Genomic DNA, 26,677 nt, shown 5'->3' on the forward strand with positions numbered 1-26,677 from the left:
GACCTCCAGGTATCCGGCTCTCCGAGCCGAACGTATACCAAGGTTTCACCAAACGGCAGCCGATGATGTTGGGACCGGACGGGAAGCCGTCACTCGGCCCACGGCAACGGATGCCGTTCGTCCGAGCCGGGCACAGTCGCGAAACCACCTGCCGACATGCAGACCAACGCCTCCGCCGGACCCTCGACGACACGCACCTGCCGCACCTCACCGGCGGGCACGATGGCGGCTTGTCCAGTGCGGACGAGTTTCACGCCGTCATCCACAACGAACTCGATCGCGCCGCTGAGCGCCACCCACACCTGCTCGCGGTCGATCGCGTGCACCGGTCCTTGCGTCCCGGCCCGCATGCTGACCTTCCACACACTGAGTTCCTTGCTGCCCAGTCCCGGCGTGGCCAGGCTGGCCATGGTGGCGTTCGGCGTCTCGGTCGCGCGTGCGGACTCGACAACGATCAATTCAGCTTCTCCCCTGCGCTTCTGTGTCAACCAGCTTTACTCAATATTAAGTAAACCTACTTGACTCAGATGTGTCAAGATGGAGGCGTGACGGAGGACCCATTGGCTCGAACCGAGCTCACGTTCCTGCTCGGCATGGGATTCCAGCTCGTCCTACGGGAGTTCGTGACGCGGCTGGACGCCGCCGGGTACCAGGACCTCAGGCCCATCCACGGCGCGGTGTTCCAGGCGCTGCGCAGATCCGGCATGACCGGAACCGAACTCGCAGACCGCCTCGGGGTGACCAAGCAGGCCGCGAGTCAGATCGTCGACGAACTGGAAGAGAAGGAGTACGTCACACGCACGCCGCACCCGGACGGCGGCAGGCGGAAGCTGGTGGTGCTGACGGACAAGGCGACACGGCACCTGACCGTGGCCGGGCGGATCCTGCACGGCCTCGAAGCGGAACTGGCCGGACAGGTGAACTTCACCGGGCTGCGCGGAGAGCTGACCAAGCTGATCAGAACGATGTCCGGCCCGGAACTGCCAGCACTGCGACCGGTCTGGTGAGAAGGACGGCGCGAGCCGATGTCGCCTGCTCGCCCGCGCCGTCCTTGGTGATCACTCTGCCGTCAGTCCCTCGACAAGGCCCGTCGTCGGCCTGCCGATGAGCCGGGAGAGATCGTCACCGACCCGGGCGAAAACCCCGGCGGCGATGGTTTCGTCGAGACCTGCCAGGAAACCGGCCAGTTCGCCGTCCATCCCGGAACCGATGAGCGCTGCCCGCAACTCGTCGGGAGTGACAGGCCGGTACGTGACTTCTCGGTTCAGCACGACCGCCATCGCTTGGGCGATATCGGCGTAGGTGAAGTTCTTGTCGCCCGAGAGGCTGTAGGTGACGTTGTCGTGCCCATCAGTGGTGACCACAGCGGCCAAAGCCTCAGCAAGGTCTTTCCGGCTTGCTGCCGCGACGACGGCGTCACCGGTCGCCGCGGCGAGAACGCCCGTGAAGCGGGGGCCTGCCAGCGCCTGGATGTAGTTCTCGATGTACCAGGTGTTCCGCAGGATCGTGTACGTCACGCCGGAAGCGATGAGCGCGTTCTCCGTGGCCCGGTGGTCCGCGTTGATCTCGAACCGGTCATCGTCGGCCCGGACTCCGCTGGTGTAGTAGACGTGCCGGACACCCGCGTTCCTCGCGGCCTCGATGACCGACTCGTGCTGAGCAAGGCGATCCGGATCCCTGCCCGAGATCAACACGATGTCGGAGTGCCTGGCGACCAGGTCCGCGACGCCGGCCGAATCCGACAGGTCGACGGCGGCGGTGCCGAACCCGGCGGACGCGAGTTCCCCGATGCGCACTTGGTTCCGGCCGGCCGCGGTGATCGTTTCCGGACTGGTTCCCCGGACGACCAGCGCGTCCAGGACGTGGCGACCGAGCGCTCCGGTGGCCCCGAAAACCAGGATGCCCGCCTCAGACACGGTCGTGGAGGGTGATCTGGTAGCCGTCGGGGTCGGCGAAGGTGAACGTCCGGCCGAAGGGGCCGTCGACGGGCGCGGTGACGATGGTGTGGCCGTCGGCGGCGAGGGCGTCGTGGATGGCTTGGACGTCGGTGGCGTGCAGCCAGATCGCGGCACCGATGCCGGGCCGGGCGGCGGCGGCGAGGTCGGTGCCGGGAATGATGTCGCGCAGGGCGAACGCGATGGGTTTCGTGTCGAACACGACCGCGTGCGGAGGTCCGGCCGGTGAGCGGACGAGGCCGAGGTAGCGCTCGTAGAACGCCTGTGACGTGACGAGGTCGCGCGCTTGTAGTGAGATGAAGTCGGGGCCGGTGGCGGGCACGGTGTTGCTCCTTCTTTACGTGTCAGTCTTCTGACACGTCCGACTGTATGTCAGAATACTGACATGAGTCAAGGCGGTGTCGACCTGAACACGTCACTGGGCTATCTGCTGAAGGAGGCGTCGAGCGCGTTGCGCGCGGCGATGGAGGAGGTGCTACGGCCGCTGGGGATGAACGTGACGCACTACGCCTGTCTGGAGTTGCTGGCTCAGCGGCCGGGTTTGTCGAACTCCGAGCTCGCGCGAGGTGCGTTCGTGACCCGGCAGACGATGAACGTGCTACTGCAGGCGCTGGAGCGAGACGGCTACGTGACCAGGCCCGCGGCGGCGCCTGTGGGGAAGGCGCTTCCCGCGCGGCTCACACCTCGCGGACGGCGGAGCCTGGAGCGTGCGACGGCGGCGGTGCGGTCGGTGGAGGTCAGGATGCTGGGTGGGATGACCGAGGCGGAGCAGACCGACGCGTTCCGGATCATGCGGAGCATGATCCGGAACCTGCGCGACGGCAACGACAGTGCGTAGCACCAACCGCCCTGGTCAGGACGGAAGGCTCACCACGTCCGCGAGCACGACGCCCGGCTCGGTCAACCGGCTCTGCGCGGGGCTGTCGTAGACGACGAGCAACTCGTTGTCAGGCAACAAAGCGATCCCCTCGGCGTGGTCATCCCCCTCCCCGAAAGGCAGATCCAGCACCCGCTCCAACTCGTCCCGGTGGACGACGTCGGCGGCCTTGAGGTCCGCGGCGTCCCGCCACCGGTAGATCCGCACGGGCCCGTCCAGATCCATCGAAGGACCGGCAAGGATCAACAAGTCGTCACCGTGCACGCACAGATCCCGGATGCCGAGCCCGTCGACGTCCAGGAAGTGCTTCACGTACCGGTCGCCGTCGACCTTCTCCAGCTCCAGCTCGTTGCCGTCCGCACGCGGCGCGAGCTGCAAGATCACCGCCCAGCCGCGCAGCACCGGCCCGCGCAGCCCGAGAAAGACGCGCTCCTGGCCTGGCTCCCCGGCAGCGGCGATCCCCTCGATGTCCAGCCCGTTGTCCTTACCGGGAATCGCCAGGAACGGCGCCAGGTGGTCGTCGTCATCCAACAGGTCGATCAGGCCGGGACGGCCGAGCGCCGCACTGGTGTGGCCGTCGCTGGTCCGCGCCACCGGCTCGTCGTTCTCGATCGCCAGTCGCGCGAGGACCCGGCGGGAGGGCTCGGCGCTGACGTTGGCCAACCGCTTGGCCGACTTGGCGTCCGAGTGTTCGCGCTTGAGCTTCTTGCGCTTCGCGCTGTGCGATCCGACCGCCCACAGGTACGGCCCGACGCGGGTGAGCCCTTCGACGTCGACCTCTTCGTCCGCCTCTCCGGGCAGCCTGATCACGTCCGGTAACGGGAACGTCACGTGCTCGGCGTACTCGGCCGGGTGGCCGATCTCGTCGGCGGTCAGCCGTTCGATGGTCGCGGTCTCGTCGCCCGCGATCCACAGGTAGCGCCCGTCACTGCGGACCGCGGACAGGTTGACGTGCGTCTGCGCTTCGACAGCGCCGGTTTCGAATCGCAGCCGGACCTGGCGATTGACGGTCATGGGCCCCCTCTTCTACAACTGAACGGCCGTCAGGGCTGCGCGTCGATGACGAAGACCTGGCCAGGGCCGTTCTCCCGGTAGCGACGCGCGCGCTCTTCAGCCCGTTTTAGCACGCGTTTGCGCACGAGCGCCCGCGTCGGCGGGAACAAAAGGGCGATCGCCAGCACGTCGCTGACGAACCCGGGCAGCACCACCAGGATCCCGGCGGCGGCGATCAGCACGCCGTCGAGCATCTCGCCCTGCGGCTGCTGTCCGGATCGGACCTTGCTCTGGAACGCCGTCAGCGCCCGCGTTCCCTCGCGGCGCAGCAGCACGACACCCAGCACTGTGGCCGCGACCACAAGCAGGATCGTGGGCAGCACGCCGATCGCCGAGCCGATCAGCACCAGTACGGTGATCTCGACGGCCATGGCCAGCAACACCAGGATCAAAACGGGCATACTCGGTCAACGTCCGAGACGGCGAAAAGACTCCCGAGTGGCGTCGTCGATCACCTCGAGCATGAATTCGCCGATCTGCCTGGGGTTTTCCAGGTCTTGGACGCGCACACCGAACGTGTCCGCGGCGTAGCGCACCGCGTCGTCCTTGGAGATGATCTCGCCGGTCGCGGCCGTGTGGTGCAGCCTCGGCGGGCCGGTGACCCGCGCCGCGGCCGTCTCGTGCGCGGTGCGCAGCGGCTTGCGGGGCGGGTGGGCCGACAGGCACTGCTCGGCGAAAGATCGCCAATGCCCGTCGAGCTGGTCGAGGTTCCACTGCCGCAGCTTTCGGGGTTCCGGATCGAGGCCGAGGGTGGACGGCTCGCCGCCGCGGATGGTGATTCCTTTGTCCTGTAGCACTTTCCACATGACCGGGTTGACGTCGAAGGCCACGCCGGGTTTGAACGAGCGGCCGCTGTGCGACGCGATCGGCCGGATCTCGGTGACGGGCTTGCCGATGTCGTCCGCAGCGACGAAGACACCGTTCATGGTGCCGGGAATGGTGGTCTGCCGCTTGACCAACGCGCGTCCGGCCGTCGCCAGGTTGCCCAGGATGTGCAGCGCGCGCAGCCGTGTCGCCGGGCCGGTCATGACCGCGACGAAGTCGATGTCGCTGGTGTCGGGGTGCCAGGCGCCGAGCGCCGCCGACCCGACCAGGTAGAAACCGCTGATCCGGCCGGGCAGCAGCCGGTCGGCGACCGACAGGTACCGGTTGACGATCTTGTCGATCTCGTCGATCATTCGCCCGACCCTATCGCTTTTCGCGGATGGCCCGCCCGGCGATCATGGTGGACCTGTCCGTCCACCCTTTCGGGCATGTCCCCCACGGCACGGCACCGGCAGACTCTGGCTGGTAGCGCTGGGAGGCAACACACGTGCACACGCATGACCGACAACCGGACCAAGGCCCGGCCGCGTCCACTGAGGCCGGTCGCGCGCACCCGGTGCTGAACCTGCTGGGGCAGGCGGGCAACCGAGCGGTCGCCGGTGTCCTGAGCGGGGCCAGCGAGTCCCAGCCGATCCAGCGCGTGCTGGCCGTGCGGCGTGAGCCGAACGTCCTCGGGCCGGTCGCCGTCGACACGACCACGACGGACCAGGAAGGCAACCAGACCCGGATCGACGGCGGCCACGAGCACCTGACGGCGATCCCGGCGTCGGCCGGTCACGTCGTGTTCTCGGGCAACCCCAAGCCGGAGGCGTTGCCCGCCAATCCCATCGCCACGTTCAACGCCTTGCGGTCGCGGTGCGTGGCGATCGCCGCCGAGCAGCTGGTGACGGCCGAGTCCCTGCGCGGCGACATGAAGTACTGGTTCGCCAAGGTGTACCACTTCGTCACCAAGCACGAGCTCGAGGCGATCGACGCGGGCGCCTACCAGTACCCGCTGATGAAGATGCAGGAGGTCATCTCCTTCCACGCCACCTACCACCAGAACCTGGAGGCGTGGCGGGCCGGTCAGAAGGACAAGGTGGAGGGCAACTGGCAGGCGGCTTTCGCCGCCGCCGAGTCCTCCAACGACGGCAGCTGGATCCGCACGCAGGCACACGAGATCGGCAACGCGTTGCTGCCGTCGATGGAGGCGCACATCAGGTTCGACCTGCCACGAGCGATCGCCGCGATGTACGAGCAGCACTACGCGGGCCTGCCGAACGTGACCCTCGCCGACTTCCACGAGGACTACAACCGGATGGCGCCGGTGTTCGAGAAAGCGACCGCCGACCTCCGCCCGGAGATCCAGGAAACCGCCACGCTCGGCTCGTACGACCCGATGAGCTGGGGCTGGCTGCAGGACACGGGCATGCCGTTCATGTTCGACATCCCGATGGAACGCGACCATTCGTGGGAGAAGGCGACCACGATCGTCAGCGGGCACCAGCGTGGCGTCGACACCCAGGGCGGCATGCAGAAGAGGCTGGAGGCGTACAGCACCGGCGCGCACCCGTTCTCGGGCAGCGACGACTTCGACGTGGACGGCAGGAAGATCAGCGACTACAACTGGAACAACCAGCCCCGATGACACGGACCATCACCGCGGCACTGGCCGCCGCCGAACGCGACGACCGCGCCGCCCTGACCCGGCTGGTGGACTGGCAGACGTCCATGGCCGGGCGCTGGCTGCGTGCCGTCGCCGCCGTGGATCCGCAGGACAGGGCACGAATCGCCGCGAGCGGACTGGCCGAGCTGCGCAGCCCCGCGTCGTCGTTCGCCGATCGGCTGCTGGACAGGCTCGTGACGACGACGTCGACGAAGCAGGCGGACAGCGCCGCGACCGAGCAAGCCCTCGCTGACCTGGCCGTCCCCGAACCACCCGACGGCCTCACGCCCGACCAGCGCACCACCGCCGCCGGATACGCCGAGTCGGTCCGTCGAATCACCGAGGTGCACGTCACCGACACCGGGTTGCCGCTGGCCGTCGGGCCGGACGGGAGGCTCGTGGTCAGCCCCGACTGGTTGTAGTCGGCAGTCACGCCGAGCGGCGGCCGAGCACGCCCTGCTCGATCGCGTACCGGGTGAGTTCCGAGCGGCGGCGCTGACCGGTCTTGTCCCTGATCCTGTCCAGGTACGAGCGCACGGTCCGGATGCTGATCGCCAGTTCGTCCGCGATGTCCTGGTCCCGTTCGCCGGACGCGACGAGCGACAGCACCTCACGTTCCCGAGTGGACAGTTCGAGCACGTGCCTGCCGCGGTGGGCGTCGAGCATGTACGAGGCGAGCACGGGCGAGATGTAGCTGTCCCCCGACGCGATCTGCCGCAACGCCCGCAGCAGTTCGGCGCCGTCGGCGTCCTTGGACAGGAAACCGCGGGCACCGGCCGCCAACGCCCCGAGCACGTCCTGCTGTTCGGCGTGGGCGCTGACCACGAGGACCGGGTGGCCCATGGCGACGATCGCCATCACCGCCGCCGCGTCCTTGACACCGGGCAGGTTCAGGTCGAGTGCCACGACCGAGTCGCGGTGCCGCCGGACGGCCGCGAACCGGTCGACGGATTCGGCGGCCGCGTCGAGTTCGAAGTCCGGTGCCCCCTCGACCAACCGCACCAGGGCCGAGCGGTAGAGCGGGTGGTCCTCGACGACACCGACTTTGATCCCCATGAGAACACGTTACGAATCGCCCGGCGCGGCCGGTGACAGTCGTTCACCCCTCATCCAGGTCACCTCGACCCAGAGTTGCGATCCGCTCAGCACGGTCGACGTCGTGATCCCGGCGAACTCCGTCGACGGCACGGCCTCGGGCGGCGAGTCGGACACCACGCTCACGGTCACCGACTCCCCCGTCCCCACCACCGTGACCCGTGCCACGCGGACCGCGGTGGCGAGCATGGCCACCGCCGGTTCCGTCAACGCCCGGCGTGCGTCGGGCGGCACGGTCGGCCTGGTGCCTCGTTCGGCGAACCGCACCGAGACACCGTTTCGTTCGGCCAGTTCGATGTAGCCGCGCAGTTCGTGCAGCAGCGGATCGGACGCGCCTTCCGCGAACAGCCGTCGCATCTTCGCCGCGTCCAGCGAGCACCGTCGGCGGACCGCGACGTCCCCGGGGTCCAGTTCGCCGGATGCCAGGCCCGCCAGCAGGGGCGCGGTCGTGTCGGCGACCAGGGCGTAGCGTTCCTTGCGGTCGTCGTGCAACTGGTCGGCCACAGCCTCGGAGGTCCGCAGTTCCTCCTCGTCACGGGCGATGCGCGCGGCGGATACCGCGATCCCACGCAGAACAGTCGCGATCATCCCGACGGCCATCTGGTACGCCAGCACGACAACGGTCGCGTTCACCGCACCCGCCACGGTCACGGCGCTGGTGCCGCCGATCGTCACGTGGACGAACGTCAACGTGTACTGGGCGACCACCACACCGATGAACACCGCCGCGCGTTCGTCCAGCAACAGCAGGGCCAGCGACCACGCGATGTCACCCTCGGACCAGTGCGCGATGCCCAGGCGCCGTTCCGGGAGCGCGGTCTGGGTCGCCAGGACCGACACGGCGAACACCAGCACCACCAGCGGCCAGCGCCCCGGGATCCGCTCGAACCCGCGCCAGGTGGCGAACCCCGCCCACAGCGAGACGGCCGTCCCCAGGCCGAGCGCGAGGTACTGCGGGACGACCGTGGTGTACGCGTCCGTACTGGACAGGAGTTTCGGCAGGTCAAGGCCGTAGAGGATGACCAGGTTCATCGCGACGAGCGCCCAGCGCAGCCCGCGCAGGAACCGGTTGGCGATGATGTCCGCGTCGCCGCCGCCGGACTGCCTGACGGCCATCGGGCTTTCCAGGCGCACGGTGGTGCCGTGCCCCGGTTCGCTGGTGATCTCGGCGGTGCCGCCGATCCGGGACATCCGTTCGACGAGCGAGCGCGCCACGCCGAAGCGGTTGCCGGGCACGCTGGCGGCGTCGAATCCGCAGCCCTCGTCGACGATCTCGACGGTAACGGTGTCACCGTTGGACCGCACACGCACCTCGGCGGTGTCGACCGCGGCGTGCCGGACCACGTTCGTCAACGCTTCCCTTGTGCCGCGGGACAACGCGATCGCGACGACCGCGGGCACGGTCACCGCCCGCTGGGCCTGCCACCGGACGGTCAGCGGGGTGCGGTCGCTGACTTCGCGCAGCATGTCCAGCAGATCGACCTGACCGGCGGGCACGTCCTCCCGGCCGCGGATGACTTCCAGGTCGCGGGCCGCCTGGTCGGACAACCACCGTTCGGGTTTGGTGGCCACGCCCGCGCCGACCATCAGCAGTGTCGCCGAAGCCGTGTCGTGCAGGGCGGCGAGGTACTCCCGTTCGTCGTCGCGCCTGGCCGAGGCGACGGCCGCCTGCAGGCGCAGCTGTTCGTTGCGGGCGACCAGCCGGTCGGCGTTGCGTGCGCCACGCCGCACGAACCGGTACAACGCAAAGGAAAGCGCCGCCTCCATGACCATCCAGAGCTGGACCGGCACGGTCGCCGCCCAGTTCTCCGGGGTGGCCAGCGCCCCTCCGGCCAGGTAGGCACCCATGATCAGCACCGTGGCGGCGGCCAGGGTCTTCGCGCCGATCTGCCACGGGTAGGCCACCAGGGTGATCTCGGCGGTCACCAGGACCCAGCTCATGCCTGAGGCAGTCTCGGGAGTGGCGGTCCAGACCTGGGTCAGGCAGACCGCGCACATCACCGTGACATCCGCGACGGTCAGCAGGCTGCCGCCACCACGCACCCGGCGGTAGGCGTACCACGCGTTCCAGCCGTTCAGCGCGACCACCACGACCGCCGCGAACGCGGGCCGCGGCGCCGGTTCGAGCAGCAGGGAAACCAGGCTGGCCATGGCGACCACGACCAGCCTCAACCCCAGGGCGTACCGCAGACCCGTGCTGAGCAGTTCCCGTTCCGCGGACCCCATCGTCTCCCCGCGTGCACCACTTGTCCGCACCCGCAGACGGTAGTCGCAATCGCCGGTCCGCCGGGTGGGTATTTCTGCCGCCTGTCAGCCGGGTTCAAGCGCCAACCGGGGCAACTTGCGGTCGACCGGACGTGGCAGCCACCACGCCGCCTGGCCGAACAGGCGCATCACCGCGGGCACGATCAGGCAGCGGATCACGACCGCGTCGAGCAGGACGGCGACCGCGAGGCCGAGGCCGAACTGCTGGAGCATCCGGTCCGGGCTGAACAGGAACGCGCCGAACACCACGATCATGATCGCCGCCGCGGCCGTGATCACGCTGCCGGTGCCCGCCATGCCTTCGCGGACGGCGTGAGCCGCGTCGCCGGTCCGGCGCCACTCCTCGTGCATCCGCGACAGCAGGAACACCTCGTAGTCCATGGACAGGCCGAACACGATCGCGAAGATCAGCACAGGGACGAACGCCTCGATCGGTCCCGATTGGACACCGAAGAGCCCTTCGCCGTAGACGAGCGTGACCACGCCCATGGACGCTCCGATGCTGAGCAGGTTGAGCACGGCGGCCTTGAGCGGGATCAGGATCGACCGGAACACCACCAGCAGCAACAGCGCGGACAGGCCGACCACGACGAGCACGAACAGCGGCAGCCGGTCGCTGACCGCCTCGGCGAAGTCGTCCGCCGCGGCCGTGGCACCGCCGACCAGGAACGTGCTGCCGGGCAGCGATGGGAGAACGTCGTCGCGCAGCCGCACGACGAGGTCGTTGGTCTCCTTGGCCTGCGGCGCGCTTGTCGGGTACAGCACCACCACAGTCCCTTGCGGAGTCTGCTGCGGCGGCAGGACCTCGGCCACGCCAGGCGTGTTTGCCAGCACTTCGGGCAGCCGTGGTTGTTCGTCGCCCTGCGCGACGACGATCAGCGGTCCGTTGAAACCGGGACCGAATCCCTTGGCCAGCAGGTCGTATGCCTGACGGCTGGTCGAACTCGGCGATTCGGTACCGGCGTCGGCGAAGCCCAACCGCATGCCCAGTGCGGGCAACGACAACGCCGCGAGCGCGGCGACCGCGAGGACCAGTGCGGGCCACGGGCGCCGCTGGATCCCAGCCGCCCACGCACGCCACCGATTGCCGTGCGGCTTGTGCGCCTTGCGCAGCACGGCCTTCTCGATCCGCCTGCCCAGCAGGGAAAGCAACGCAGGCAACAGTGTCAGCGACGCGACCAGCGTCAGCAGGACGGTCAACGTCACGGCGAGCGCGAGCCCCTGCAACGACCCGAGCCCGAGTGCCAGCAGCCCCAGCAGTGCGATGATCACCGTGCACCCCGCGAACATCACCGACCGCCCGGCGGTGTTCAACGCCCGGCTCGCGGCCGTGTCACGGTCCGCGCCCGCGAGCAGTTCGGTGCGGTACCTGGCGAAGATCAGCAGCGCGTAGTCGACGCCGACACCCAGTCCGACGAGGATCATCACCGGTGGCGCGTAGTCCGGCAGGTCCACCAGGTGCGAGGCCAGCATGATGATCCCGACCGTGGCGCCGACCGCGAAGACCGCGGTGATCAGCGGGAGCCCGGCGGCCAGCAGCGAGCCGAACATCAGCACCAGGATCACCAGCGCCGCCAGCATCCCCGCGCCCTCCGCGCCCCCGCCCGCGGATTCCTCGGCGCCGCGGACGAGGTCACCGCCGAGCTCGACCCGCAGGTCCGTGGACTTGGCGGTGTCGACGATCCGGCGGATGTCCTCTTTGGGCACTTCCTTGGCGTCCAGTGTCACGGTCGCGAACGCGATGTCGCCGTTGGCCTGTGGCTCCTGGATGGCGGCGACGTGCGGCAGGTCGCGGAGCTTGTCCAGCACGGCGGGGAACCTCGTCAGGTCGCCCTCGGCGACGACCTGGACAGCGCCTGCCTCGCGCCCCTGGAACATGTCCGCGACCTGCTGGGACTGGGTGCCCGGCATGGTGTGGTCGTTGTGGTAGTCGCTGCCGACCGCCTGCGCGGCGAGCGTGATCCCGGCCAGCGCCGCCACCCAGAGGATCACGGCGAGCCAGCGGCGTCGCCTCGCCCAGACAGCCAGCCGCTCGAACCGGCTCGGTTTCGATGTGTTCACGCCGCACAGAGTCGGCTACGCACCAGGTTGCGGTCGTCGGGCGACAGCGGGCACTACGCGTACGACCGGAGTTGTTCCCTAATGGCGATCCCCTACATCCCGGGTTGACATCCACCCAGGCGTGATCATGGCCGACTCGTAGGCCAGTACGACGAGCTGGGCGCGGTCGCGCACGCCCAGCTTGGTCATGATCCGGCTGACGTGGGTCTTCGCCGTCGCCGGGCTGAGCACGAGCTTCGCGGCGATCTCGTCGTTGGACAGGCCCGCCGCGACCAGCACCATCACCTCGCGTTCGCGGTCGGTCAGCGAGTTCAGCCGTGGGCTCGGCGCGGGCCGGTCGACGCGACCGGCGAACTCCGCGATCAGCTTGCGGGTCACGGCCGGTGCCAGCAGCGCGTCTCCCCTGGCGACCACGCGCACGGCGTGGATCAGCTCCATCGGCTCGGTGTCCTTGACCAGGAACCCGCTGGCGCCTGCGCGCAGGGCGCCGTAGACGTAGTCGTCGAGGTCGAACGTGGTCAGGATGATCACCCTGGCGTCCGAGACCCGGACGATCTCGCGGGTCGCGGCCAGCCCGTCGAGTTCGGGCATCCGGATGTCCATCAGCACGACGTCCGGCCGTGCCGACCGGGTCAACGCGATGGCCTCGGTGCCGTTGGCGGCCTCGGCGACCACGTCGACGTCGTCCTCACCGTCCAGAATGGACTTGAACCCGGCGCGGACGAGTCGCTGGTCGTCCGCGAGCAGGAGCTTGATCACCGCTCACCCCCGATCGGCAGGCGGGCCGACACCCGCGTTCCCGTGGCGTCGCCGCGCACGGTGAGGTCACCGCCGACCGACCGCGCCCGTTCGGTCATGCCACGGATCCCGTTGCCCGGCTTCACTTCGCCGCTCCGGCCGTCGTCGTCGATCAGCACCAACATGTCCTTGTCGTCGTACTGGATCCGCACGGTCACCGCACGCGCCGACGCGTGCCTGGTCACGTTGGTCAACGCTTCCTGGATTATCCGGTACGCGGCCAGATCGACGTCCGCGGGCAACGCCCTCGGCTCGCCGTCGACCGTCACCGCGAGCCCGGTCGCCCTGGTGCGCTCGACGAGGTCGCCGAGCTGACCGAGCCCCGGCGGGCTGGTCGGCGCCTGTTCGTCGACCTGGCGCAGCACGCCGAGAGTGGCCCTGAGCTCCCTCAGCGCGTCCTTGCTGGCCTGCTTGATCGCGCCGAGCGCCTCGGTTTCCTTGCCTGAACGGTGCAGTGCGGCGCTGGCCTGGACGTTGATCAGCGAGATGTTGTGCGCGAGGACGTCGTGCAACTCCCGCGCGATCCGCAGCCGTTCTTCCGACGTGGCCCGTTTCTCCGCCTCCGCGACCAGTGCGCGCCTGCCGTGGCTGACCGCTCCCAGAGCGATCACCGCGACCAACCAGCCCACCAGCATGAACATCGAGATGTCGTCGAGGTGCCGCGCCGGACTCGCGGCCTCGCCGAGCACGATCCCGACCATCGCGAGCAGGGCGATGCCGATCGCGACAACGATGCGGCCGGTCGCGGCGACGGAGTACAACGCGATCACGAATGCCGCCAGCAACGGCCCGGCACTGCCCGCGAACGGGTAGTAGATCCCGCAGCCCGCCATCGTCCCGAAGGCGACCCATATCGGAAAACGCTGCCGGAGAGCAAGCAGCGCACACGTCAGGACAATGAGGACAAAGCCGGAGAACTCCAGCGGCGGTCCCTGCAGGACAGTCAGCACGTAGACGCCGACCAGCACCACGCCTGCCCAGAGTGCGTCCTTTGTCCACTTCACCACCCGAGTGTGCCACCACTCGGGGCGACCACGCGGCGCACTACCTATCGCTAGCGCACCGCATACCTAGTGTTTGGCCGAATCGCCTTGTTCATACGGATTCGTATCACAGTTTTCGCCACGGTCCGTGTGAAAACGAGGCACTGGCCGTGAGCGTCGAAACCTGCCTAGCATCAAGCGGCAACAAACAACATGGGATGTTGCGGAACTCCTTTTTCCATTCGACGAACTCCCCTGCGTTCTCCATTTTCGTTGAGAGGATCCGAGTAAATGCATACCTTGCTGAAGCGCGCCACGGTGGTCACCGTGGCGGCGGCGTTCGCGTTCAGCACCGCGGCGCTGAGCGCCGGCGGCGCGCAGACCACGACACCGGACGGGATCGCGGACCAGAGCACACTGGTCCGGCCGATCGCCGAGGGCGAGAAGCCCGGTCCGTCGACGGCGATCGTGGGCGGCAGCCGCGTCACCTCCCCGGTGCCGTACATCGCCGCGCTGCACACCGGCAGCAGCTTCTCCTGCACCGCGTCGATCATCGCGCCGCGTTACGTGATCACGGCCAAGCACTGCGTCGGCTCGCCGAACCTGAACGTCCGCATCGGTTCGCTGACGCGCTCGTCCGGCGGCACGACGGCCACCGTCAGCCGCGTGATCAACGCGCCGGGCAACAACGACGTGTCGATCCTCCAGCTGTCCAGGGACGTCAACGCGACGTACCTGCGCGTGGCGGCGCAGGGATCGCTGCGGGTCGGCACCACCGAGCGCGTCTACGGCTGGGGCTACCAGAACTCGAACTGGACGAACCTGCCGGAGAACCTCAAGACCTCCAACGGAAGCGTCACCCAGCTCAACTGCGCCACCAACTTCGGTGACATCGCCTGCATCCGCAACAACGGTGACACCTCCGGTGGCGACTCCGGCGGCCCGATGATCAACTCGTCCGGCGAGCTGATCGGCGTCTGCTCGATCGGCAACAAGCCGACCGACGGCAGCGGTTTCGGCGGCTACAACACCGTGGTGAGCTCCACCATCCGCACCTGGATTCGCCAGACCGCAGGTGTCTGACCGGGGTAGATGACCGATGTGGCCTTCGTCGCGACAAGCGCGGCGAAGGCCACATCGGCCCGCGCCCTGTCCCTGGGTGCGGTACCGGACCTCCACCTGGGCGAGCCGGTCGTCTGCCCCGTGTCCGGCGAAACCGCCGGGCATCGCACCGTATTCGGGTCGTCCGGCCAGCGGCTGATACGCATTAAAGCCGTATGGATACGGATAGATACCTTGATTGTTTCGGCTGGGGCCACTGCTGATGCTCGAGTGGTCGGCCGCACCGTGTCCCTCCCTGCGCACGGTGGGCCGCTCACGCGAGGGAGCATGATGCGAAGTAAGAGAGCATGGCTCGGTTGCGTCTCCGGGTTGGCCATGGCCCTGTCCACGCTGGTACCCGGTGTGTCGTCGGCAGCCCCGGCGGTGGATTCCCCTGCGCCGCAGGCGATCAACCCGACCGACACCGCCCCCGACCCCGACGCCGGGGGCGGCCCGCACACCCAGATCGTCGGCGGCGAGAAGGCGTTCGTGAAGGACTACCCGTTCATCATCGCCATGCTGCGGGAAGGCGGCGCCCGCCCGATGGGCCAGACGTGTACGGCCGCGGTGGTCGCGAAACGGGTCATCGTGACCGCGGCGCACTGCAAGGACGGCCAAGGCGCGAAGTCGATGTACTACGGCGCCGACGACCTGACCGTCGGTGGCGGCACGAAGATCGCCGTCAAGGAATACCTGCAGCACCCGAACTACGACCCGCCGAACGGCTGGCAGACCGGCTGGGACGTCGGCATCGTGGTCACCGAGACCGACATCCCGGTGCCCGCGGGCTACAAGTACCCGCGCGTCGCCGCGTCGGGCGACTCGGCACTGACCCAGCCGGGTAAGAACGCCCTGCTCCTGGGCTACGGCCGGATCCGCGACGGCGAGAACGAGTTCGGCCACCTCAAGCGGGTGGCCAGCTACCCGATCGTGAACGGCAGCAACACCTGCGGCTCGTTCGGTACGTTCAACAACGACTACATGGTCTGCGGCGGGTACCAGGACGGCCACGACGGCATCTGCCAGGGTGACAGCGGCGGCCCGATGGTGGTCGACGGCGTGATCGTCGGCGTCGCGTCCTGGGTCAAGGTCGGCTGCGGCAGCTACGGCGCCTGGGGCCGGTTGACCGGCACGATGGGCGACTGGGCCAACGAGATGATCAAGAAGTACGGCGATCCTGGTGAGCCGGGCGCGCCGACGGCGGCGTTCACCGCGAACTGTTCCACCAGTGAGCCATCATGTTCGTTCGACGCGTCGGGTTCCAGTGACCCGAACGGTTCGATCTCGTCCTACGCCTGGAAGTTCGGCGACAACCAGACCGGCACCGGCGTCACCCCATCACACACCTACGGCCAGGCCGGAACTTACACCGTCGAACTCACTGTCACCGACAACGAAGGCAAGACCGACACCGAAACCAAACAGGTCACCGCAGGCAAGCAACAAGGCCAAGCACCCAGGGCGTCGTTCACCGTGCAGTGCCAGTGGGACAACTGCACCTTCAACGGCACCGGCTCCACCGACCCCGACAACGACATCGCCACCTACGACTGGAAGTTCGGCGACGGCACGACCGGGACCGGTGCTACCACGACGCACAAATACCCCAACCGACAAACCACCTACACCAGCGAACTGAAGGTGACCGACCGAGCGGGCAACGCCAGCACCGCCACCAAACAAGTCCAATGCTTCAGCGTCGGCAGCCAAGCCTTCTGCTTCGGCCAGTGACAGCTTGACGGAACAGGGCCCGCGCTCTGCGCGCGGGCCCTGTTCGCTGCTATTTCAACAGCCCATCCGGGCGCACATAGTGTTTGATCCACGTGTCGGAGACCGTTTCCAGGAACTCTGGGGCGAGGTCGGAAATCCCCTTGGGTGCCCGTTGCGAGATGACGCTCACCGCGGCAGCGAGCAGCCCGCCCTGCACAAGCCGAAGTGCGGGCCCGATCACCGCGTCATCGAGGAAGTTCACTGGCTCACCATCGGCGACCAGCAGGGCGCGGCCACCCGACGGCGTGGTGAGCGTCGCGATCCGGTCAGGTAAGCCGGAGTTCCGTTCGATCGGTACCGGAAATGTGAACTCCAGGCGCTTGCTGCTGCCACTGGCCACGATGGCGCCGTCTCTGAGGTTCGCAAGATCACTGGCATGGAGACTTCCGTTGCCGGTGCAGCCGACAATGATGTCCGCTTCGCGAAGCGCGATGGCACGGTCAGGTATCCGGTACCCCAAGGTCAATGCCAACGCCCGGCGATCGGAGCGCACGTCGAAGACGTCAACCGACGCTCCCCTGCCGAGCGCGGCCCTGGCTACTCCTTGCCCCACTTTACCGAACCCGAGTACCAACACCCTGCACCCTGACAAAGGCCGCCCGAGGCGTCTCGTCAAACGTTCCACCGAGAAGATCACCGAATGCCCGGCCAAGTTGTCCTCGGCATCCTTCAGTGGACTGCGCGCCACCGAGACCACCGGGAAATCCAGGTTCAGCTTTTCGTACACACGATGCCCGGCTTCGGTGTCCTCGACCACCCCGAGCAATCGATCACCGAATTCGCTCCGCGCGGTCACCGCCGCCGCGGAACACCACCCACCGATATCCATCAGGAGCAACGACCGGTCACTCGTTCTCAGGACCTCTCGCACAGTTTGCAGTATTCGACCGGTTGTCGTCGGTGTGGCCTGCCAGTCGGTGACCGGAATTCCGGCCGCGCGAGCCTGTTCGTACACGACGTGATCGGTCGAGTACTCGATCGGTATTACCGCCTTCAGCGAGCCCGTTGCCGCGTAGGCGTCCAGCAGAGGCGGTCGATCCGGTAGTAGATGAGCCACCAAAACCAGGTCGCAGGGCGACCGAGCCGGGAGCACATCGATCAACTCGTGAAAGAAGTTCCACGCTGTGACGGTCTCGTGGTCACCCAGAGTAGCCGCGGTCGCTTCTGGCACACCTCGCGACGCTAGCGCAGGGAGCCCTGAGATGATAGGCCCATGAGCTTGACGCCTCCCCCCATACTCGCTGTCGTCGGACTGGCGGGTACAGGCAAGTCCCGGGTGACCGAGCAACTTGTGAGCAAATACGGTTACACCCCGGTGTACTTCGGCGGAGTGGTGATCGATGAAGTCAAGCGCCGCGAACTGCCCGTGTCACCGGAGAACGAGAGGATTGTCCGCGAGGACTTGCGGGCCAAAGAGGGAATGGCCGTCATGGCCAAGCGCTCGATACCCCATGTGATCAGCATTCGGCAAACCGGGGGAATTGTCGTCATCGACGGCCTGTACAGCGCAGCCGAAAGAACACTGCTGGAAGAATCCTTGGGTGGCTCCATGGTCACCTTGGCGGTTCACTCATCGCGCCGCATCAGAAAATACCGAGTGGCACAGCGCCCGATACGGCCGCTGACAGCCGACGAGTTGGACAGGCGGGACGAGTTCGAGGTGACCATGCTCGACAAAGCGATTCCCATCGCCCTGGCCGACCTGCACATCATCAACAACGGCACCTTGCCGGAATTGCATCGCCAGATAGACGACGTACTCAGGGAGTTTTCCTGACGCATGAGAGCTCAGCCGAAAGGTGAATCGTATGTCGTCTTCCCAGCGCAGATCTGACCTGCGAAACCTGGTTCTCAACGTCTGCTCGAACATCGTCTTCGCCATCCTGATCCTGCCGGTGCCGTGGATGCGTGACCAACTCCGCATCTACAGCACCACGGGTTTGGTGGTATTCGGGATCATCTTGTTGGCGGTACCCGCCGTCCACTACCTGGCAGCCCGGAACAGCGGCAAGCAGCACACGTCCGTTGCCGATCGACTGGGCGTGCTCGGCCTTACCTTCGTGACCTTCGTCGGAACCACGATCATCGCGGAAAGCCCGGTCCACAACGACGCTTATCTGGCCGTTCCCCTCCTGGTGCTCGCGGTCAGCGAACTCTGGCTCTTCATCGGCTATCGGCGCCTCGCCGCGCAGAACACGAGCACACCCCCAGGTCGAACACTGGGGTTCGCCGCCACCAGCGTTCTGGTTCACGACCGGGGGACTTCGGGCAAGTTCTTCGTCCTGGTACACAACCTGAACATCAACTCACCGCACGGGCTGTGGGTCTCCCCAGGCGGCCACTTCGACCCGGACGTGGACGACCCCACCGACGTGGTGATCAAGAAGATAGCCAGTGAGACGGGTTTCATCGCCGAACTGGTGGCCACTCCGGGACTGGAAACCCGAGGCGCGGCGACGTCGCTTTCGACCACCGAGACCAGGTGGATCGAGCAGCCCGACTTCTTGCTCGACGAGGACCTCGGCGGGTCATGCAAGATGGACCACAAGCGGCACTTGGATTTCATCTACATCTGCTCGACCAAGGGATCAACCGCACCTGCCGTCGTACCCAAGTACACCGAGCGCGACCGCATCGAGGTGAGCCTGCTCGATTGCGCACAGGACGAGGGCGCAGCGATTCGTGCCATCGACGAGGCGGTTGCCGAATGGCATCGGATCAACGACGGGAAAGCGCGGGGCCGACGCGAGAGCACCAGCCGCGATGTGGCACAGCGGCTTTACCTGACCGCCAGGCACTACACCTCCACCGAGGCGAAGTGAAGCAGACGTGACCATGCGGACGCCTCGCGTCCGTAGTTGACCGGTCAGTCAAGCGCAGGCTACGGTCCACCCATGGTGGTGTCGCGGGACCGGATCGTCCGCTCGGCAGCGAAGTTGTTCCTGACCCGCAGCTACACGTCGGTCGGGATCACCGACCTGTGCGCGGCCGCCGACGTGCGCAAAGGCAGCTTCTACCACTTCTTCCCGTCCAAGGCGGACCTGGCCAAAGCGGTGATCGACCTGCACGCGGCGCAGTTCGACCAGCGCTTCGACGAGGCGGAGGACCAGGGGCTCCACGCCGTCGCCGGAGCGGTGGCCCACGTGCAGGGGGCGTTCGAGGAACGCTTCGGACGGATCGTCGGGTGCCCGTTCGGAAATCTGGCCGCCGAACTGTCGACCACGGACGACGACCTGAGAACGCACGTCGCCGCGGTCTTCGACCGCTGGGAGAAACGCCTCCTGGCCGCGTGCGAGCAGGCCGATCTGCGGGCCGGCGTGGACCCCGCGCGGCTCGCCGGGATGATCCTCGCCCAGATCCAGGGCCAGATCCTGATCGCCAAGGTGCGGCTGGCCTCGGCCGACGAGATAGCGGCCGGAGTCCGCGCGCTGATCAGTGCCCACCTGCGGGAGCAGGCGTGACGGCCGTGGACTTCCGCGGCCGGAACTGGGTGAGCGTCAACCGCGGTGAGACCATCGACCTCTCAGGAGATTCGGAATGACCAAGGCGCACACGGTACGAACCCTCGTCGACGAGTGGTCGTCGATCGACAAGCTCATGGCAGACCTGTCCGCCGAGCAATGGGCCGCGCCGACGTCGTTGCCCGGCTGGTCGGTGCAGGACAACGTCGCCCACATCGTCGGCACCGAGCTGAGCCTGGCTGGTCAGCAAGCGCCGAAGAACCCCGCCGTGCGGGACCTTCCCTACGTGCACAACGACATCGGTGCGATGAACGAGTGCTGGGTGCAGTGGATGCGTGAGCAGTCCCCCGCCGAGGTGCACCGCCGCTTTCGCGAGATCACCGCGACAAGGGCGGAAGCGCTGACCGCGATGTCCGAAGAGGACTTCAACGCTCCGTCATGGACACCGGCGGGCCAGGCCACCTACGCGCGGTTCATGCGGATCCGCGTGTTCGACTGCTGGATGCACGAGCAGGACATCCGGGAAGCGGTCGGCATCCCCGGCAACGAGTCCGGCTCGTGCGCGGAACTCTCGATCGACGAGATCACCGCGGCGCTCGGCTACATCGTGGGCAAGAAAGCCCAGGCGCCGCAGGGATCTTCGGTCACCTTCGACCTGACGGGCCCAGTTTCCCGGCAGATCCACGTTCTGCTGGACGGCCGCGCGGCGGTGGTCGACTCATTGCCGGGTGCGGCGACCGCGACGCTGTCGATCCCGTCCACACTCTTCACCCGGGTGGCGGGCGGACGGCTCCCCGCCGAAGCCGGTTTCGCGGGCGCGACGCTGAAAGGTGACAAGGATCTGGCTTCGCGGGTGGTGTCCGCGTTGCGGTTCACCATCTGACGGCGGTCAGCAGGTGGCGAGCATTTCCGCCAGGCCGTCGCGTTCTTTCGTGTCCACCGTCAGCTTGTAGTGGGCCTTCACCGCGACGTAGTTCTCCGCGTAGGTGCACCAGTAGGTCTTCGCCGGTGGTTTCCAGTCCGCTGGGTCCTTGTCGCCCTTCGACCTGTTCGACGCCGCCGTCACCGCGAACAGCTGGGGGTTGTTCAGATCGTTCGCGAACTGCTTGCGTTGCTCGTCGGTCCACCGGGACGCGCCGGAACGCCACGCCTCGGCCAACGGGACCACGTGGTCGATGTCGACGTCCGCCGCTTTCGTCATCACCACGCCGTCGTACGGACTGGTCCATTTGCCTGACACCGCGCGGCATTCGGCGTCCCGCTGGACGTCCGCCCCCTGGCGTTGCAGGACTATTTCCCTGGTGTCGCAGGAGTTGCCTGTTCCCGCCCAGTGCGGGAAACGGTCCCGGCTGTAGCCGCTCATCGAACCGGCCGGCGCGACCCCGAGGCTGTCCAGCTGCGGCAAGACCTTCGGGTCCGCCGTGGACTCCGCTCTGGTGATCCACCAGATACCGACCGCTACCAGCAACAACACCACGACCGCGGCGATACCGGCCGCGGTCGGAGGACGACTCCGGCTCACGTCGTCGATCTAAAACGATCAACGACGTGAGCCGGGTCAGGCGCGCCGGTACTAGACCGACAACATCTGGTCGAACAGGGACCGGTAGCGCTGCATCACCACTCGCAACCGCTCGGTGTCGTCGGTGTCCGCGCCGCTGTGCAACTGCTGTCTCTGGTTTTCCAACTGCGTGGTCAACGACTCCACCATGTGGTTCACCAACGTCTGTGCCTCGCGCACGGTTGCCCGTGGCTCGTCGACGAAACCCGCCTGCAACTCACGCCATTGGACGCGGTAGCGCTCGGCTTCCGTTTCCTCGAACAGCCTTACCTTCTCCGCGGTGTTGGTCTTCTCCGCAGGGGCCCTGTTCTCGGCCACGCCCGCTTCCGGCGCCCGGGCTTTTTCAGCACGAGCACCAGGTTGTTGTTCCGTGTTTTCCGGGGTTGCCTGCCGGACCGCACGGTCACGCGTCTCCGTGGCGCCCGCTTGCGCTTCGTCGCTGAACTCCGCGGGTTGCCTGTGCCTGCGATCGCTGGGTTCGGCTGTGGTCATGCGCGTTGAACCGCCTTCCGGGGCTTGTGTTCGAGCAAGTCGTCGATCACGTGGCGATACGAGACCATCGCCTTTCGCAGGTCGTCGGTCGACGCGTCCGCATTCGACTGGATGTCGTGCGCCGAGCGGTACTGCTCCACCGCACGCGCGTGTTCGACGGACAAGTCAGCCAACTGCCTGTCGTAGCCCTCGGCCGGGTACCCGAGATCCGCGACCACGATGTTGACCAAGCGCTCCGCCTCGGCGACCGATTCGGCTGGCGCCTCGACGAACCGTTCCTGGATCCGCGCCCATTCGCGGCGGTACTTCTCGTGGCTCTCGGGTGGGATGGGGTGGAGATCCAGCTGGGAGTGCCGCCGCTCGCGGTCGGTGAGTTCCTTCTCTGCCGCACGCCGGTCGTCCCTGCTCGACACGACGTGGTCGTATTCCGGACCGAACCTGCTGCGCAGACGTTGGCTGCGCATTCGCGGCAATAACAAGAACACCGCGGCGACGGCCACCAGCACCACCACGACGATGATGGCGATGATCGCACCCGTTGACATTGTGAGACCTCCTTGGATGGAAGGTGTGTCCGCAGGGTGCCCTTCGTGATGATCACTACACGCGTCAGCGAGAATCGACTCGTGATCACGCGGCTCCGTACCCGTTACGCCTGGTTCGACCAATTGGTGAGGACCATTGACCGGTACGTGGAACACAACGCCTACCAGTACGCCGCCGCGATCACGTACTTCAGCGTCCTGTCGGTCGTGCCGGTGCTGATGGTCGGTTTGTCGGTGGCGGGCTTCGTGATCGCCGACGACAAGGAGATCACCGCCGATCTGCGGACGACCATCGTGCAGGCGCTGCCGTCCGGCCTCGATTCGTTCGCGACTGAGATCTATGACGGCGTTATCACCCAACGCGCCTCGCTCGGTGTGTTCGGTCTGGTAGTCGGGTTGTACGCGGGCTGGGGCTGGATCAACGCCTTGCGGGACGCCCTGACCGCCATGTGGGAGCTGGAACGACCGGCGCTGCCGTTCTTCCGGACCATCCTGTGGGACATGTTGTCGCTGGTGAGCCTCGGTCTCGCGCTGCTGGTGTCGTTCACGCTGACAGCCGTGGGCAGTTGGCTCAACAGTTCGGTCCTGGGGTGGGTCGGCATGAGCGACCAGCCTTGGGCGGGCACCGTGCTGTCCGTGCTGTCCGTTCCGCTGGCGATCTTGGCCGACTCGCTGGTCTTCCTCTGGGTGCTGGTCCGGCTGCCCCGAGCGAAGGTCAACAAGCGCAAGGCCGTGCGTGCCGCGGTCGCGGCGGCTGTCGGGTTCGAGATCCTCAAGATCGGCGCGAACCTGTACCTGAGCCTGCTCGGCCGCTCCCCGACCAGCAAGGCGTTCGGCTCGGTGATCGGTCTGTTCGTCTTCATCTACCTCGTGGCCAGGCTGTTGTTGCTGGTCGCGGCCTGGACGGCGACCGGAGACCGGACGGGCAAACCTGAACCGGATCGTGACCCGGGGTACCTTGGACAGACCACAGCCACGCCCGCGGCACCGAGGCCTGGGCTGGCGACCGCTGGTTGGCTGGTGGCGACAGGCGCCGTGGCGACCTTGTGGCTCCAGCGGGCCTTCCGGCGGCACTCGCAGAAGACACGGCGGAAGTAGGGAGACAAGGTGTCCGACAACGACGTGGTCCAGATCGAACTGGAACGTCATGAGTCGGCGGTGACCGTCGCGCACGTGACCGGGGACATCGACCTGGCGTCGGCCGACGTGTTCCGTGCGCGCCTCGCCGATACCCTGACCAGCGGCGACGCTTTCGTGCTCGACCTGGACGGCGTGACGTTCATGGGTTCACTCGGGTTCTCGGCGCTGGTCGAGACGCATCACGAGACCGAACGCCGCAACATCAGGTGGGGCATCGTCGCGGGCAGTTCGCCGATCAGCCGACCGCTGAAGATCACCGGGCTCGAGCAGGTCCTGCCGATCTACCCGTCGGTGCCGGACGCGCTCGCCGCGCTCGCGATCAGTACGGCTGAATAGCCAGCAGCGCGATGTCGTCGTGATCGTTGCCGCCGAGCCATTCCCGCACGCTCGAGTTGATCTTGGCGAGGATGGTGTCGAGCGGTGTGCCCACGCAGCCGGCCAGCAGGTCGTGCAGCCTGCGCTCGCCGTACATCTCGTCTCCGGTCGGGCCGCCCCTGGCCTCGCTGATCCCGTCGGTGTAGAGCAGGCACACGTCACCGCGGTTGAGCTCGACCAGTTCCTGCCCGAACTTCGCCGCCGCGGTCACGCCGATCAGCATGCCGGAGATGATCACCTCTTCCACCCGGCCGTCCCGACGCAGCACCAGCGGGCTCGGGTGACCACCGGAACCCAGCGCCAGGCGCATCGTGTCCGCGCCGCGTGAGGTCAGCGAGCCGACGACCAGGCTGGCGAACCGGCTGCGCCCGGTGGCGAGCAACGTCTGGTTGACCAGGTCGAGCAGCCGCTGCGGCTCCCGTTCCACCAGGTGCAACGCGTTGAGCGCGTGCCGGATGCTGCCGGTGAGTGCCGCCGCCTCCGGGCCGTTGCCGCACACGTCGCCGAGCAGGAACAGCAGCGTGCCGTCCGAACGCGGGTGCACGTCGTAGAAATCGCCACCGACCTGCAAAGGCCCGTCCGCGGGCCGGTAGAGCGCGGCCATCCGCGCACCCGGCACGGTCGGCAACTCGGCCGGGTGCAGCGTGGTCTCCAGGCCTTCGATCGCCGCGCGCTGTCTGCCGTGCTCCGCCGCGGCGCCGAGGGCCGCACCGGCGCGGAGGGCGAACTCGCACACGACGCTGTGGTCCGACTCGGTCAGCGTCTCGCCCCTCGCCAGGATCAGCACCCCGGGCGTGTCGTTCTCGGCGACCAGCGGCACCACGCAGATCTCGGACTGCTCGACGAGCACGTCACGCAGCGAGCCGGGAATGGCCTCGACCTCGGCGTGGGGCACCTGCCTGACCGTGGCCTGCGTCGCGAACATGGCTCTGGCCAGCACCGGAGCGACCGACGGGGTCAGCCGCCGGACCTTGCCGTGGCTCGGGCGGCCGTCCAGGACGTGGCACCACCACTCCCACCGGCCACGGGACGCGGGCAGCACCACGACGGCGCGCTCGGCCAGCACCGGGCTGGCGAGCTCGGCGACGGTGGTGGCCGTCGCGCCGACGTCCATACTGCCGCAGAGTCTGCCGCCTGCCTCGGCGAGAAAAATCGCGCCACCCTGCTGGGCAACGACCGAACGGGCCGATGCCGCTGCATCGGTCATCCCGCACCTCGCTGACGCTTCGGCAACAACGTCTTCACCGTAAACCGTAGCGGCTGGCGCCACGGACGCTGACCGGACATGGCAAGGTTAGACACTGAACGTCGCCTCGATCCGAGGAGCAGTACCCGTGACTACGCACATCAACCAGGAGTCAGCCAGCTCAGTCAGCCAGGATGGCGAGGACGCGACGCTCGACCGGGTACTCGCCGCGATGGAGGACCTGCGTGAAGGCAACTTCCGGCGTCGGATCGTCGCCGGTGGCGACGGCCGCTCGGCCAAGCTGGCCGCGGCGTTCAACGAGATCGCGGAGCGCAACCAGCTGCTGGTCAACGAGCTGCTGCGGGTCCGGGACAGCGTCGCGACCGACGGCGGGCTGCACGAGCGGCTACGCACGGTAGGCGGTTCAGGCGGCTGGGGTGTCGCCACGGACGTGGTCAACGAGCTGATGGACCACCTGACCAAGCCGACCGTCGAGATCAACCACGTGCTGAAGTCGGTCGCGGAGGGTGACCTGACCCAGCGGATGCCCCTGGAGTTCGACGGCCGGTCGCTCAACGGGGACGTGCTGGAGCTCGCGCAGACGGTGAACCGGATGGTCGACCAGCTCTCGCTGTTCGCGACCGAGGTGACCAGGGTCGGCCGGGAGATCGGCACCGAGGGCATCCTCGGCGGCCGCGCCCAGGTCCCCGGCGGCGTCGGGATCTGGCGTGACCTGACCGAGTCGGTGAACCTGATGTCGGGCAACCTGACAGACCAGGTGCGTGACATCGCGCGGGTGGCGACGGCGGTGGCGCGGGGTGACCTGACGCAGAAGATCGCGGTCGGTGCCCGTGGCGAGATCCTCGAGCTCAAGAACACCCTCAACACCATGGTCGACCAACTCTCCGCCTTCGCCGACGAAGTCACCCGCGTCTCGCGAGAGGTCGGCACCGACGGCAAACTGGGTGGCCAGGCGCAGGTGCCTGGCGTCGGGGGGACGTGGCGGGACCTCACCGACTCGGTGAACCTGATGGCGGGCAACCTGACCGACCAGGTCCGCAAGATCGCGACCGTGGCGACGGCGGTGGCCAGGGGTGACCTCACCCAGAAGATCGACGTCGACGCCCGAGGCGAGATCCTCGAACTCAAGAACACCCTCAACACCATGGTCGACCAACTCTCCGCCTTCGCCGACGAAGTCACCCGCGTCTCGCGAGAGGTCGGCACGGACGGCATTCTGGGTGGCCAGGCGCAGGTGCCTGGCGTGGCCGGAACATGGCGAGACCTCACCGACTCGGTGAACTTCATGGCGGGCAACCTGACCACCCAGGTCCGCAGCATCGCGACCGTGGCCGCGGCCGTGCAGCGTGGCGACCTGACGCAGAAGATCAACGTCGACGCCCGAGGCGAAATCCTCGAACTCAAGAACACCCTCAACACCATGGTCGACCAACTCTCCGCCTTCGCCGACGAAGTCACCCGCGTGGCC

At 67.5% G+C, this 26,677-nt stretch carries 29 protein-coding genes; 13 read left to right on the plus strand and 16 right to left on the minus strand.

The features are described from left to right. Nucleotides 1–89: 89 nt before the first annotated feature. Nucleotides 90–458 carry a cupin domain-containing protein gene (locus ALI144C_RS09380; RefSeq protein ID WP_202818895.1) on the minus strand — a complete coding sequence of 123 codons (369 nt, stop codon included), beginning with the start codon at nt 456–458 and terminating at the stop codon, nt 90–92. 87 nt (nt 459–545) lie between these two features. Between ALI144C_RS09380 and ALI144C_RS09385 the strand changes: the two genes are divergently transcribed. Further along, complete coding sequence (locus ALI144C_RS09385; RefSeq protein ID WP_143230528.1) at nt 546–1,007, plus strand: MarR family winged helix-turn-helix transcriptional regulator; 462 nt, start codon at nt 546–548, stop codon at nt 1,005–1,007. A gap of 51 nt (nt 1,008–1,058) precedes the next feature. Here the strand turns inward: ALI144C_RS09385 and ALI144C_RS09390 are convergent, their stop codons facing one another. Further along, a complete protein-coding gene (locus tag ALI144C_RS09390; RefSeq protein ID WP_083752869.1) occupies nt 1,059–1,916 on the minus strand; it encodes an NAD(P)H-binding protein in 858 nt (285 codons plus the stop codon). Then, nucleotides 1,909–2,277: a VOC family protein gene (locus ALI144C_RS09395; protein ID WP_076986624.1), complete on the minus strand. Its 369-nt coding sequence runs from the start codon at nt 2,275–2,277 to the stop codon at nt 1,909–1,911. The genes ALI144C_RS09390 and ALI144C_RS09395 overlap by 8 nt, the downstream gene beginning before the upstream one ends. A 63-nt stretch (nt 2,278–2,340) precedes the next feature. Here ALI144C_RS09395 and ALI144C_RS09400 point away from each other — a divergent pair, with 63 nt between their 5' ends. Beyond that, nucleotides 2,341–2,793, plus strand: coding sequence for a MarR family winged helix-turn-helix transcriptional regulator (locus tag ALI144C_RS09400; protein WP_076986625.1), 453 nt, complete (start codon nt 2,341–2,343; stop codon nt 2,791–2,793). Between the two features lie 15 nt (nt 2,794–2,808). Here the strand turns inward: ALI144C_RS09400 and ALI144C_RS09405 are convergent, their stop codons facing one another. The 3 genes from ALI144C_RS09405 to ALI144C_RS09415 are packed head-to-tail and all read right to left on the minus strand — an operon-like array spanning nt 2,809 to nt 5,063. Beyond that, entirely contained in the window at nt 2,809–3,846 is a 1,038-nt protein-coding gene (locus ALI144C_RS09405; RefSeq protein ID WP_076986626.1) for a DUF3616 domain-containing protein, read from the minus strand. Nucleotides 3,847–3,875: 29 nt separating this feature from the next. Then, nucleotides 3,876–4,286, minus strand: a complete 411-nt coding sequence (locus ALI144C_RS09410) for an FxsA family protein (RefSeq protein WP_076986627.1) — start codon at nt 4,284–4,286, stop codon at nt 3,876–3,878. Nucleotides 4,287–4,292: 6 nt separating this feature from the next. Further along, on the minus strand, nt 4,293–5,063 hold the full coding sequence (locus ALI144C_RS09415) for a nucleotidyltransferase domain-containing protein (RefSeq protein WP_076986628.1): 771 nt from the start codon (nt 5,061–5,063) through the stop codon (nt 4,293–4,295). A gap of 134 nt (nt 5,064–5,197) precedes the next feature. Here ALI144C_RS09415 and ALI144C_RS09420 point away from each other — a divergent pair, with 134 nt between their 5' ends. Further along, nucleotides 5,198–6,337 carry a DUF5995 family protein gene (locus ALI144C_RS09420; RefSeq protein ID WP_076986629.1) on the plus strand — a complete coding sequence of 380 codons (1,140 nt, stop codon included), beginning with the start codon at nt 5,198–5,200 and terminating at the stop codon, nt 6,335–6,337. Beyond that, a complete protein-coding gene (locus tag ALI144C_RS09425) occupies nt 6,334–6,777 on the plus strand; it encodes a hypothetical protein (protein WP_076986630.1) in 444 nt (147 codons plus the stop codon). Before ALI144C_RS09420 ends, ALI144C_RS09425 begins: the two co-directional genes overlap by 4 nt. Before the next feature lie 7 nt (nt 6,778–6,784). Here the strand turns inward: ALI144C_RS09425 and ALI144C_RS09430 are convergent, their stop codons facing one another. From ALI144C_RS09430 to ALI144C_RS09450, 5 genes are all read right to left on the minus strand, one after another. Further along, complete coding sequence (locus ALI144C_RS09430) at nt 6,785–7,411, minus strand: response regulator transcription factor (RefSeq protein WP_076986631.1); 627 nt, start codon at nt 7,409–7,411, stop codon at nt 6,785–6,787. 9 nt (nt 7,412–7,420) lie between these two features. Beyond that, nucleotides 7,421–9,706, minus strand: a complete 2,286-nt coding sequence (locus tag ALI144C_RS09435; protein ID WP_143230529.1) for a sensor histidine kinase — start codon at nt 9,704–9,706, stop codon at nt 7,421–7,423. A gap of 54 nt (nt 9,707–9,760) precedes the next feature. After that, a complete protein-coding gene (locus tag ALI144C_RS09440; protein ID WP_237774063.1) occupies nt 9,761–11,776 on the minus strand; it encodes an MMPL family transporter in 2,016 nt (671 codons plus the stop codon). A 78-nt stretch (nt 11,777–11,854) separates the two neighbouring features. After that, entirely contained in the window at nt 11,855–12,535 is a 681-nt protein-coding gene (locus tag ALI144C_RS09445) for a response regulator (protein WP_076986634.1), read from the minus strand. Continuing rightward, on the minus strand, nt 12,532–13,578 hold the full coding sequence (locus tag ALI144C_RS09450; RefSeq protein WP_143230530.1) for a sensor histidine kinase: 1,047 nt from the start codon (nt 13,576–13,578) through the stop codon (nt 12,532–12,534). The genes ALI144C_RS09445 and ALI144C_RS09450 overlap by 4 nt, the downstream gene beginning before the upstream one ends. Nucleotides 13,579–13,848: 270 nt before the next feature. On the opposite strand from ALI144C_RS09450, the gene ALI144C_RS09455 reads away from it, so the two are divergent. After that, nucleotides 13,849–14,640: a S1 family peptidase gene (locus ALI144C_RS09455; RefSeq protein WP_076986636.1), complete on the plus strand. Its 792-nt coding sequence runs from the start codon at nt 13,849–13,851 to the stop codon at nt 14,638–14,640. A gap of 309 nt (nt 14,641–14,949) precedes the next feature. Continuing rightward, on the plus strand, nt 14,950–16,389 hold the full coding sequence (locus ALI144C_RS56640) for a PKD domain-containing protein (protein WP_202818896.1): 1,440 nt from the start codon (nt 14,950–14,952) through the stop codon (nt 16,387–16,389). A gap of 49 nt (nt 16,390–16,438) precedes the next feature. On the opposite strand, the gene ALI144C_RS09465 is transcribed toward ALI144C_RS56640, so the two are convergent. Further along, entirely contained in the window at nt 16,439–17,599 is a 1,161-nt protein-coding gene (locus ALI144C_RS09465) for an NAD(P)-dependent oxidoreductase (RefSeq protein WP_076986638.1), read from the minus strand. A gap of 42 nt (nt 17,600–17,641) precedes the next feature. On the opposite strand from ALI144C_RS09465, the gene ALI144C_RS09470 reads away from it, so the two are divergent. The 4 genes from ALI144C_RS09470 (at nt 17,642) to ALI144C_RS09485 (ending at nt 20,772) form a co-directional block, all read left to right on the plus strand. Further along, nucleotides 17,642–18,205, plus strand: coding sequence for an AAA family ATPase (locus tag ALI144C_RS09470; protein WP_076986639.1), 564 nt, complete (start codon nt 17,642–17,644; stop codon nt 18,203–18,205). A 31-nt stretch (nt 18,206–18,236) separates the two neighbouring features. Next, the gene (locus ALI144C_RS09475; RefSeq protein ID WP_076986640.1) at nt 18,237–19,250 is read left to right on the plus strand and encodes an NUDIX domain-containing protein; all 1,014 of its coding nucleotides are present in this window, start codon (nt 18,237–18,239) and stop codon (nt 19,248–19,250) included. Nucleotides 19,251–19,322: 72 nt separating this feature from the next. Continuing rightward, a complete protein-coding gene (locus ALI144C_RS09480; protein WP_076986641.1) occupies nt 19,323–19,889 on the plus strand; it encodes a TetR/AcrR family transcriptional regulator in 567 nt (188 codons plus the stop codon). 76 nt (nt 19,890–19,965) lie between these two features. After that, nucleotides 19,966–20,772, plus strand: coding sequence for a maleylpyruvate isomerase family mycothiol-dependent enzyme (locus tag ALI144C_RS09485; RefSeq protein WP_076986642.1), 807 nt, complete (start codon nt 19,966–19,968; stop codon nt 20,770–20,772). A 6-nt stretch (nt 20,773–20,778) separates the two neighbouring features. On the opposite strand, the gene ALI144C_RS09490 is transcribed toward ALI144C_RS09485, so the two are convergent. Genes ALI144C_RS09490 through ALI144C_RS09500 form a run of 3 tightly spaced genes read right to left on the minus strand, consistent with a single transcriptional unit; the run spans nt 20,779 to nt 22,487 of the window. Then, nucleotides 20,779–21,411 carry an HNH endonuclease family protein gene (locus ALI144C_RS09490; RefSeq protein WP_076986643.1) on the minus strand — a complete coding sequence of 211 codons (633 nt, stop codon included), beginning with the start codon at nt 21,409–21,411 and terminating at the stop codon, nt 20,779–20,781. Nucleotides 21,412–21,462: 51 nt separating this feature from the next. Continuing rightward, a complete protein-coding gene (locus ALI144C_RS09495) occupies nt 21,463–21,942 on the minus strand; it encodes a hypothetical protein (RefSeq protein WP_076986644.1) in 480 nt (159 codons plus the stop codon). Next, nucleotides 21,939–22,487: a hypothetical protein gene (locus tag ALI144C_RS09500; protein WP_076986645.1), complete on the minus strand. Its 549-nt coding sequence runs from the start codon at nt 22,485–22,487 to the stop codon at nt 21,939–21,941. The genes ALI144C_RS09495 and ALI144C_RS09500 overlap by 4 nt, the downstream gene beginning before the upstream one ends. A gap of 81 nt (nt 22,488–22,568) precedes the next feature. On the opposite strand from ALI144C_RS09500, the gene ALI144C_RS09505 reads away from it, so the two are divergent. Next, a complete protein-coding gene (locus tag ALI144C_RS09505; protein WP_237774064.1) occupies nt 22,569–23,585 on the plus strand; it encodes a YhjD/YihY/BrkB family envelope integrity protein in 1,017 nt (338 codons plus the stop codon). Between the two features lie 9 nt (nt 23,586–23,594). Beyond that, the gene (locus tag ALI144C_RS09510) at nt 23,595–23,963 is read left to right on the plus strand and encodes an STAS domain-containing protein (RefSeq protein WP_076986647.1); all 369 of its coding nucleotides are present in this window, start codon (nt 23,595–23,597) and stop codon (nt 23,961–23,963) included. Here the strand turns inward: ALI144C_RS09510 and ALI144C_RS09515 are convergent. Further along, nucleotides 23,947–25,209, minus strand: coding sequence for a PP2C family protein-serine/threonine phosphatase (locus tag ALI144C_RS09515; protein WP_083752871.1), 1,263 nt, complete (start codon nt 25,207–25,209; stop codon nt 23,947–23,949). The genes ALI144C_RS09510 and ALI144C_RS09515 overlap by 17 nt on opposite strands. Before the next feature lie 211 nt (nt 25,210–25,420). Here ALI144C_RS09515 and ALI144C_RS09520 point away from each other — a divergent pair. Continuing rightward, nucleotides 25,421–26,677, plus strand: a 1,257-nt coding sequence (locus ALI144C_RS09520) for a HAMP domain-containing protein (RefSeq protein ID WP_143230537.1), incomplete at its 3' end; no start/stop codon positions are given.

The sequence above is a fragment of the Actinosynnema sp. ALI-1.44 genome (assembly GCF_001984155.1).
GTDB lineage: Bacteria > Actinomycetota > Actinomycetes > Mycobacteriales > Pseudonocardiaceae > Kibdelosporangium.

Excerpts from the sequence above, each read along its gene's own strand:
- ALI144C_RS09400 (WP_076986625.1), top strand. The coding sequence starts at position 2,341 with ATGAGTCAAGGCGGTGTCGACCTGAACACGTCACTGGGCTATCTGCTG.
- ALI144C_RS09405 (WP_076986626.1), bottom strand. The coding sequence starts at position 3,846 with ATGACCGTCAATCGCCAGGTCCGGCTGCGATTCGAAACCGGCGCTGTC.
- ALI144C_RS09410 (WP_076986627.1), bottom strand. The coding sequence starts at position 4,286 with ATGCCCGTTTTGATCCTGGTGTTGCTGGCCATGGCCGTCGAGATCACC.
- ALI144C_RS09415 (WP_076986628.1), bottom strand. The coding sequence starts at position 5,063 with ATGATCGACGAGATCGACAAGATCGTCAACCGGTACCTGTCGGTCGCC.
- ALI144C_RS09425 (WP_076986630.1), top strand. The coding sequence starts at position 6,334 with ATGACACGGACCATCACCGCGGCACTGGCCGCCGCCGAACGCGACGAC.
- ALI144C_RS09430 (WP_076986631.1), bottom strand. The coding sequence starts at position 7,411 with ATGGGGATCAAAGTCGGTGTCGTCGAGGACCACCCGCTCTACCGCTCG.
- ALI144C_RS09455 (WP_076986636.1), top strand. The coding sequence starts at position 13,849 with ATGCATACCTTGCTGAAGCGCGCCACGGTGGTCACCGTGGCGGCGGCG.
- ALI144C_RS56640 (WP_202818896.1), top strand. The coding sequence starts at position 14,950 with ATGCGAAGTAAGAGAGCATGGCTCGGTTGCGTCTCCGGGTTGGCCATG.
- ALI144C_RS09470 (WP_076986639.1), top strand. The coding sequence starts at position 17,642 with ATGAGCTTGACGCCTCCCCCCATACTCGCTGTCGTCGGACTGGCGGGT.
- ALI144C_RS09475 (WP_076986640.1), top strand. The coding sequence starts at position 18,237 with ATGTCGTCTTCCCAGCGCAGATCTGACCTGCGAAACCTGGTTCTCAAC.
- ALI144C_RS09480 (WP_076986641.1), top strand. The coding sequence starts at position 19,323 with ATGGTGGTGTCGCGGGACCGGATCGTCCGCTCGGCAGCGAAGTTGTTC.
- ALI144C_RS09485 (WP_076986642.1), top strand. The coding sequence starts at position 19,966 with ATGACCAAGGCGCACACGGTACGAACCCTCGTCGACGAGTGGTCGTCG.
- ALI144C_RS09495 (WP_076986644.1), bottom strand. The coding sequence starts at position 21,942 with ATGACCACAGCCGAACCCAGCGATCGCAGGCACAGGCAACCCGCGGAG.
- ALI144C_RS09500 (WP_076986645.1), bottom strand. The coding sequence starts at position 22,487 with ATGTCAACGGGTGCGATCATCGCCATCATCGTCGTGGTGGTGCTGGTG.
- ALI144C_RS09515 (WP_083752871.1), bottom strand. The coding sequence starts at position 25,209 with ATGACCGATGCAGCGGCATCGGCCCGTTCGGTCGTTGCCCAGCAGGGT.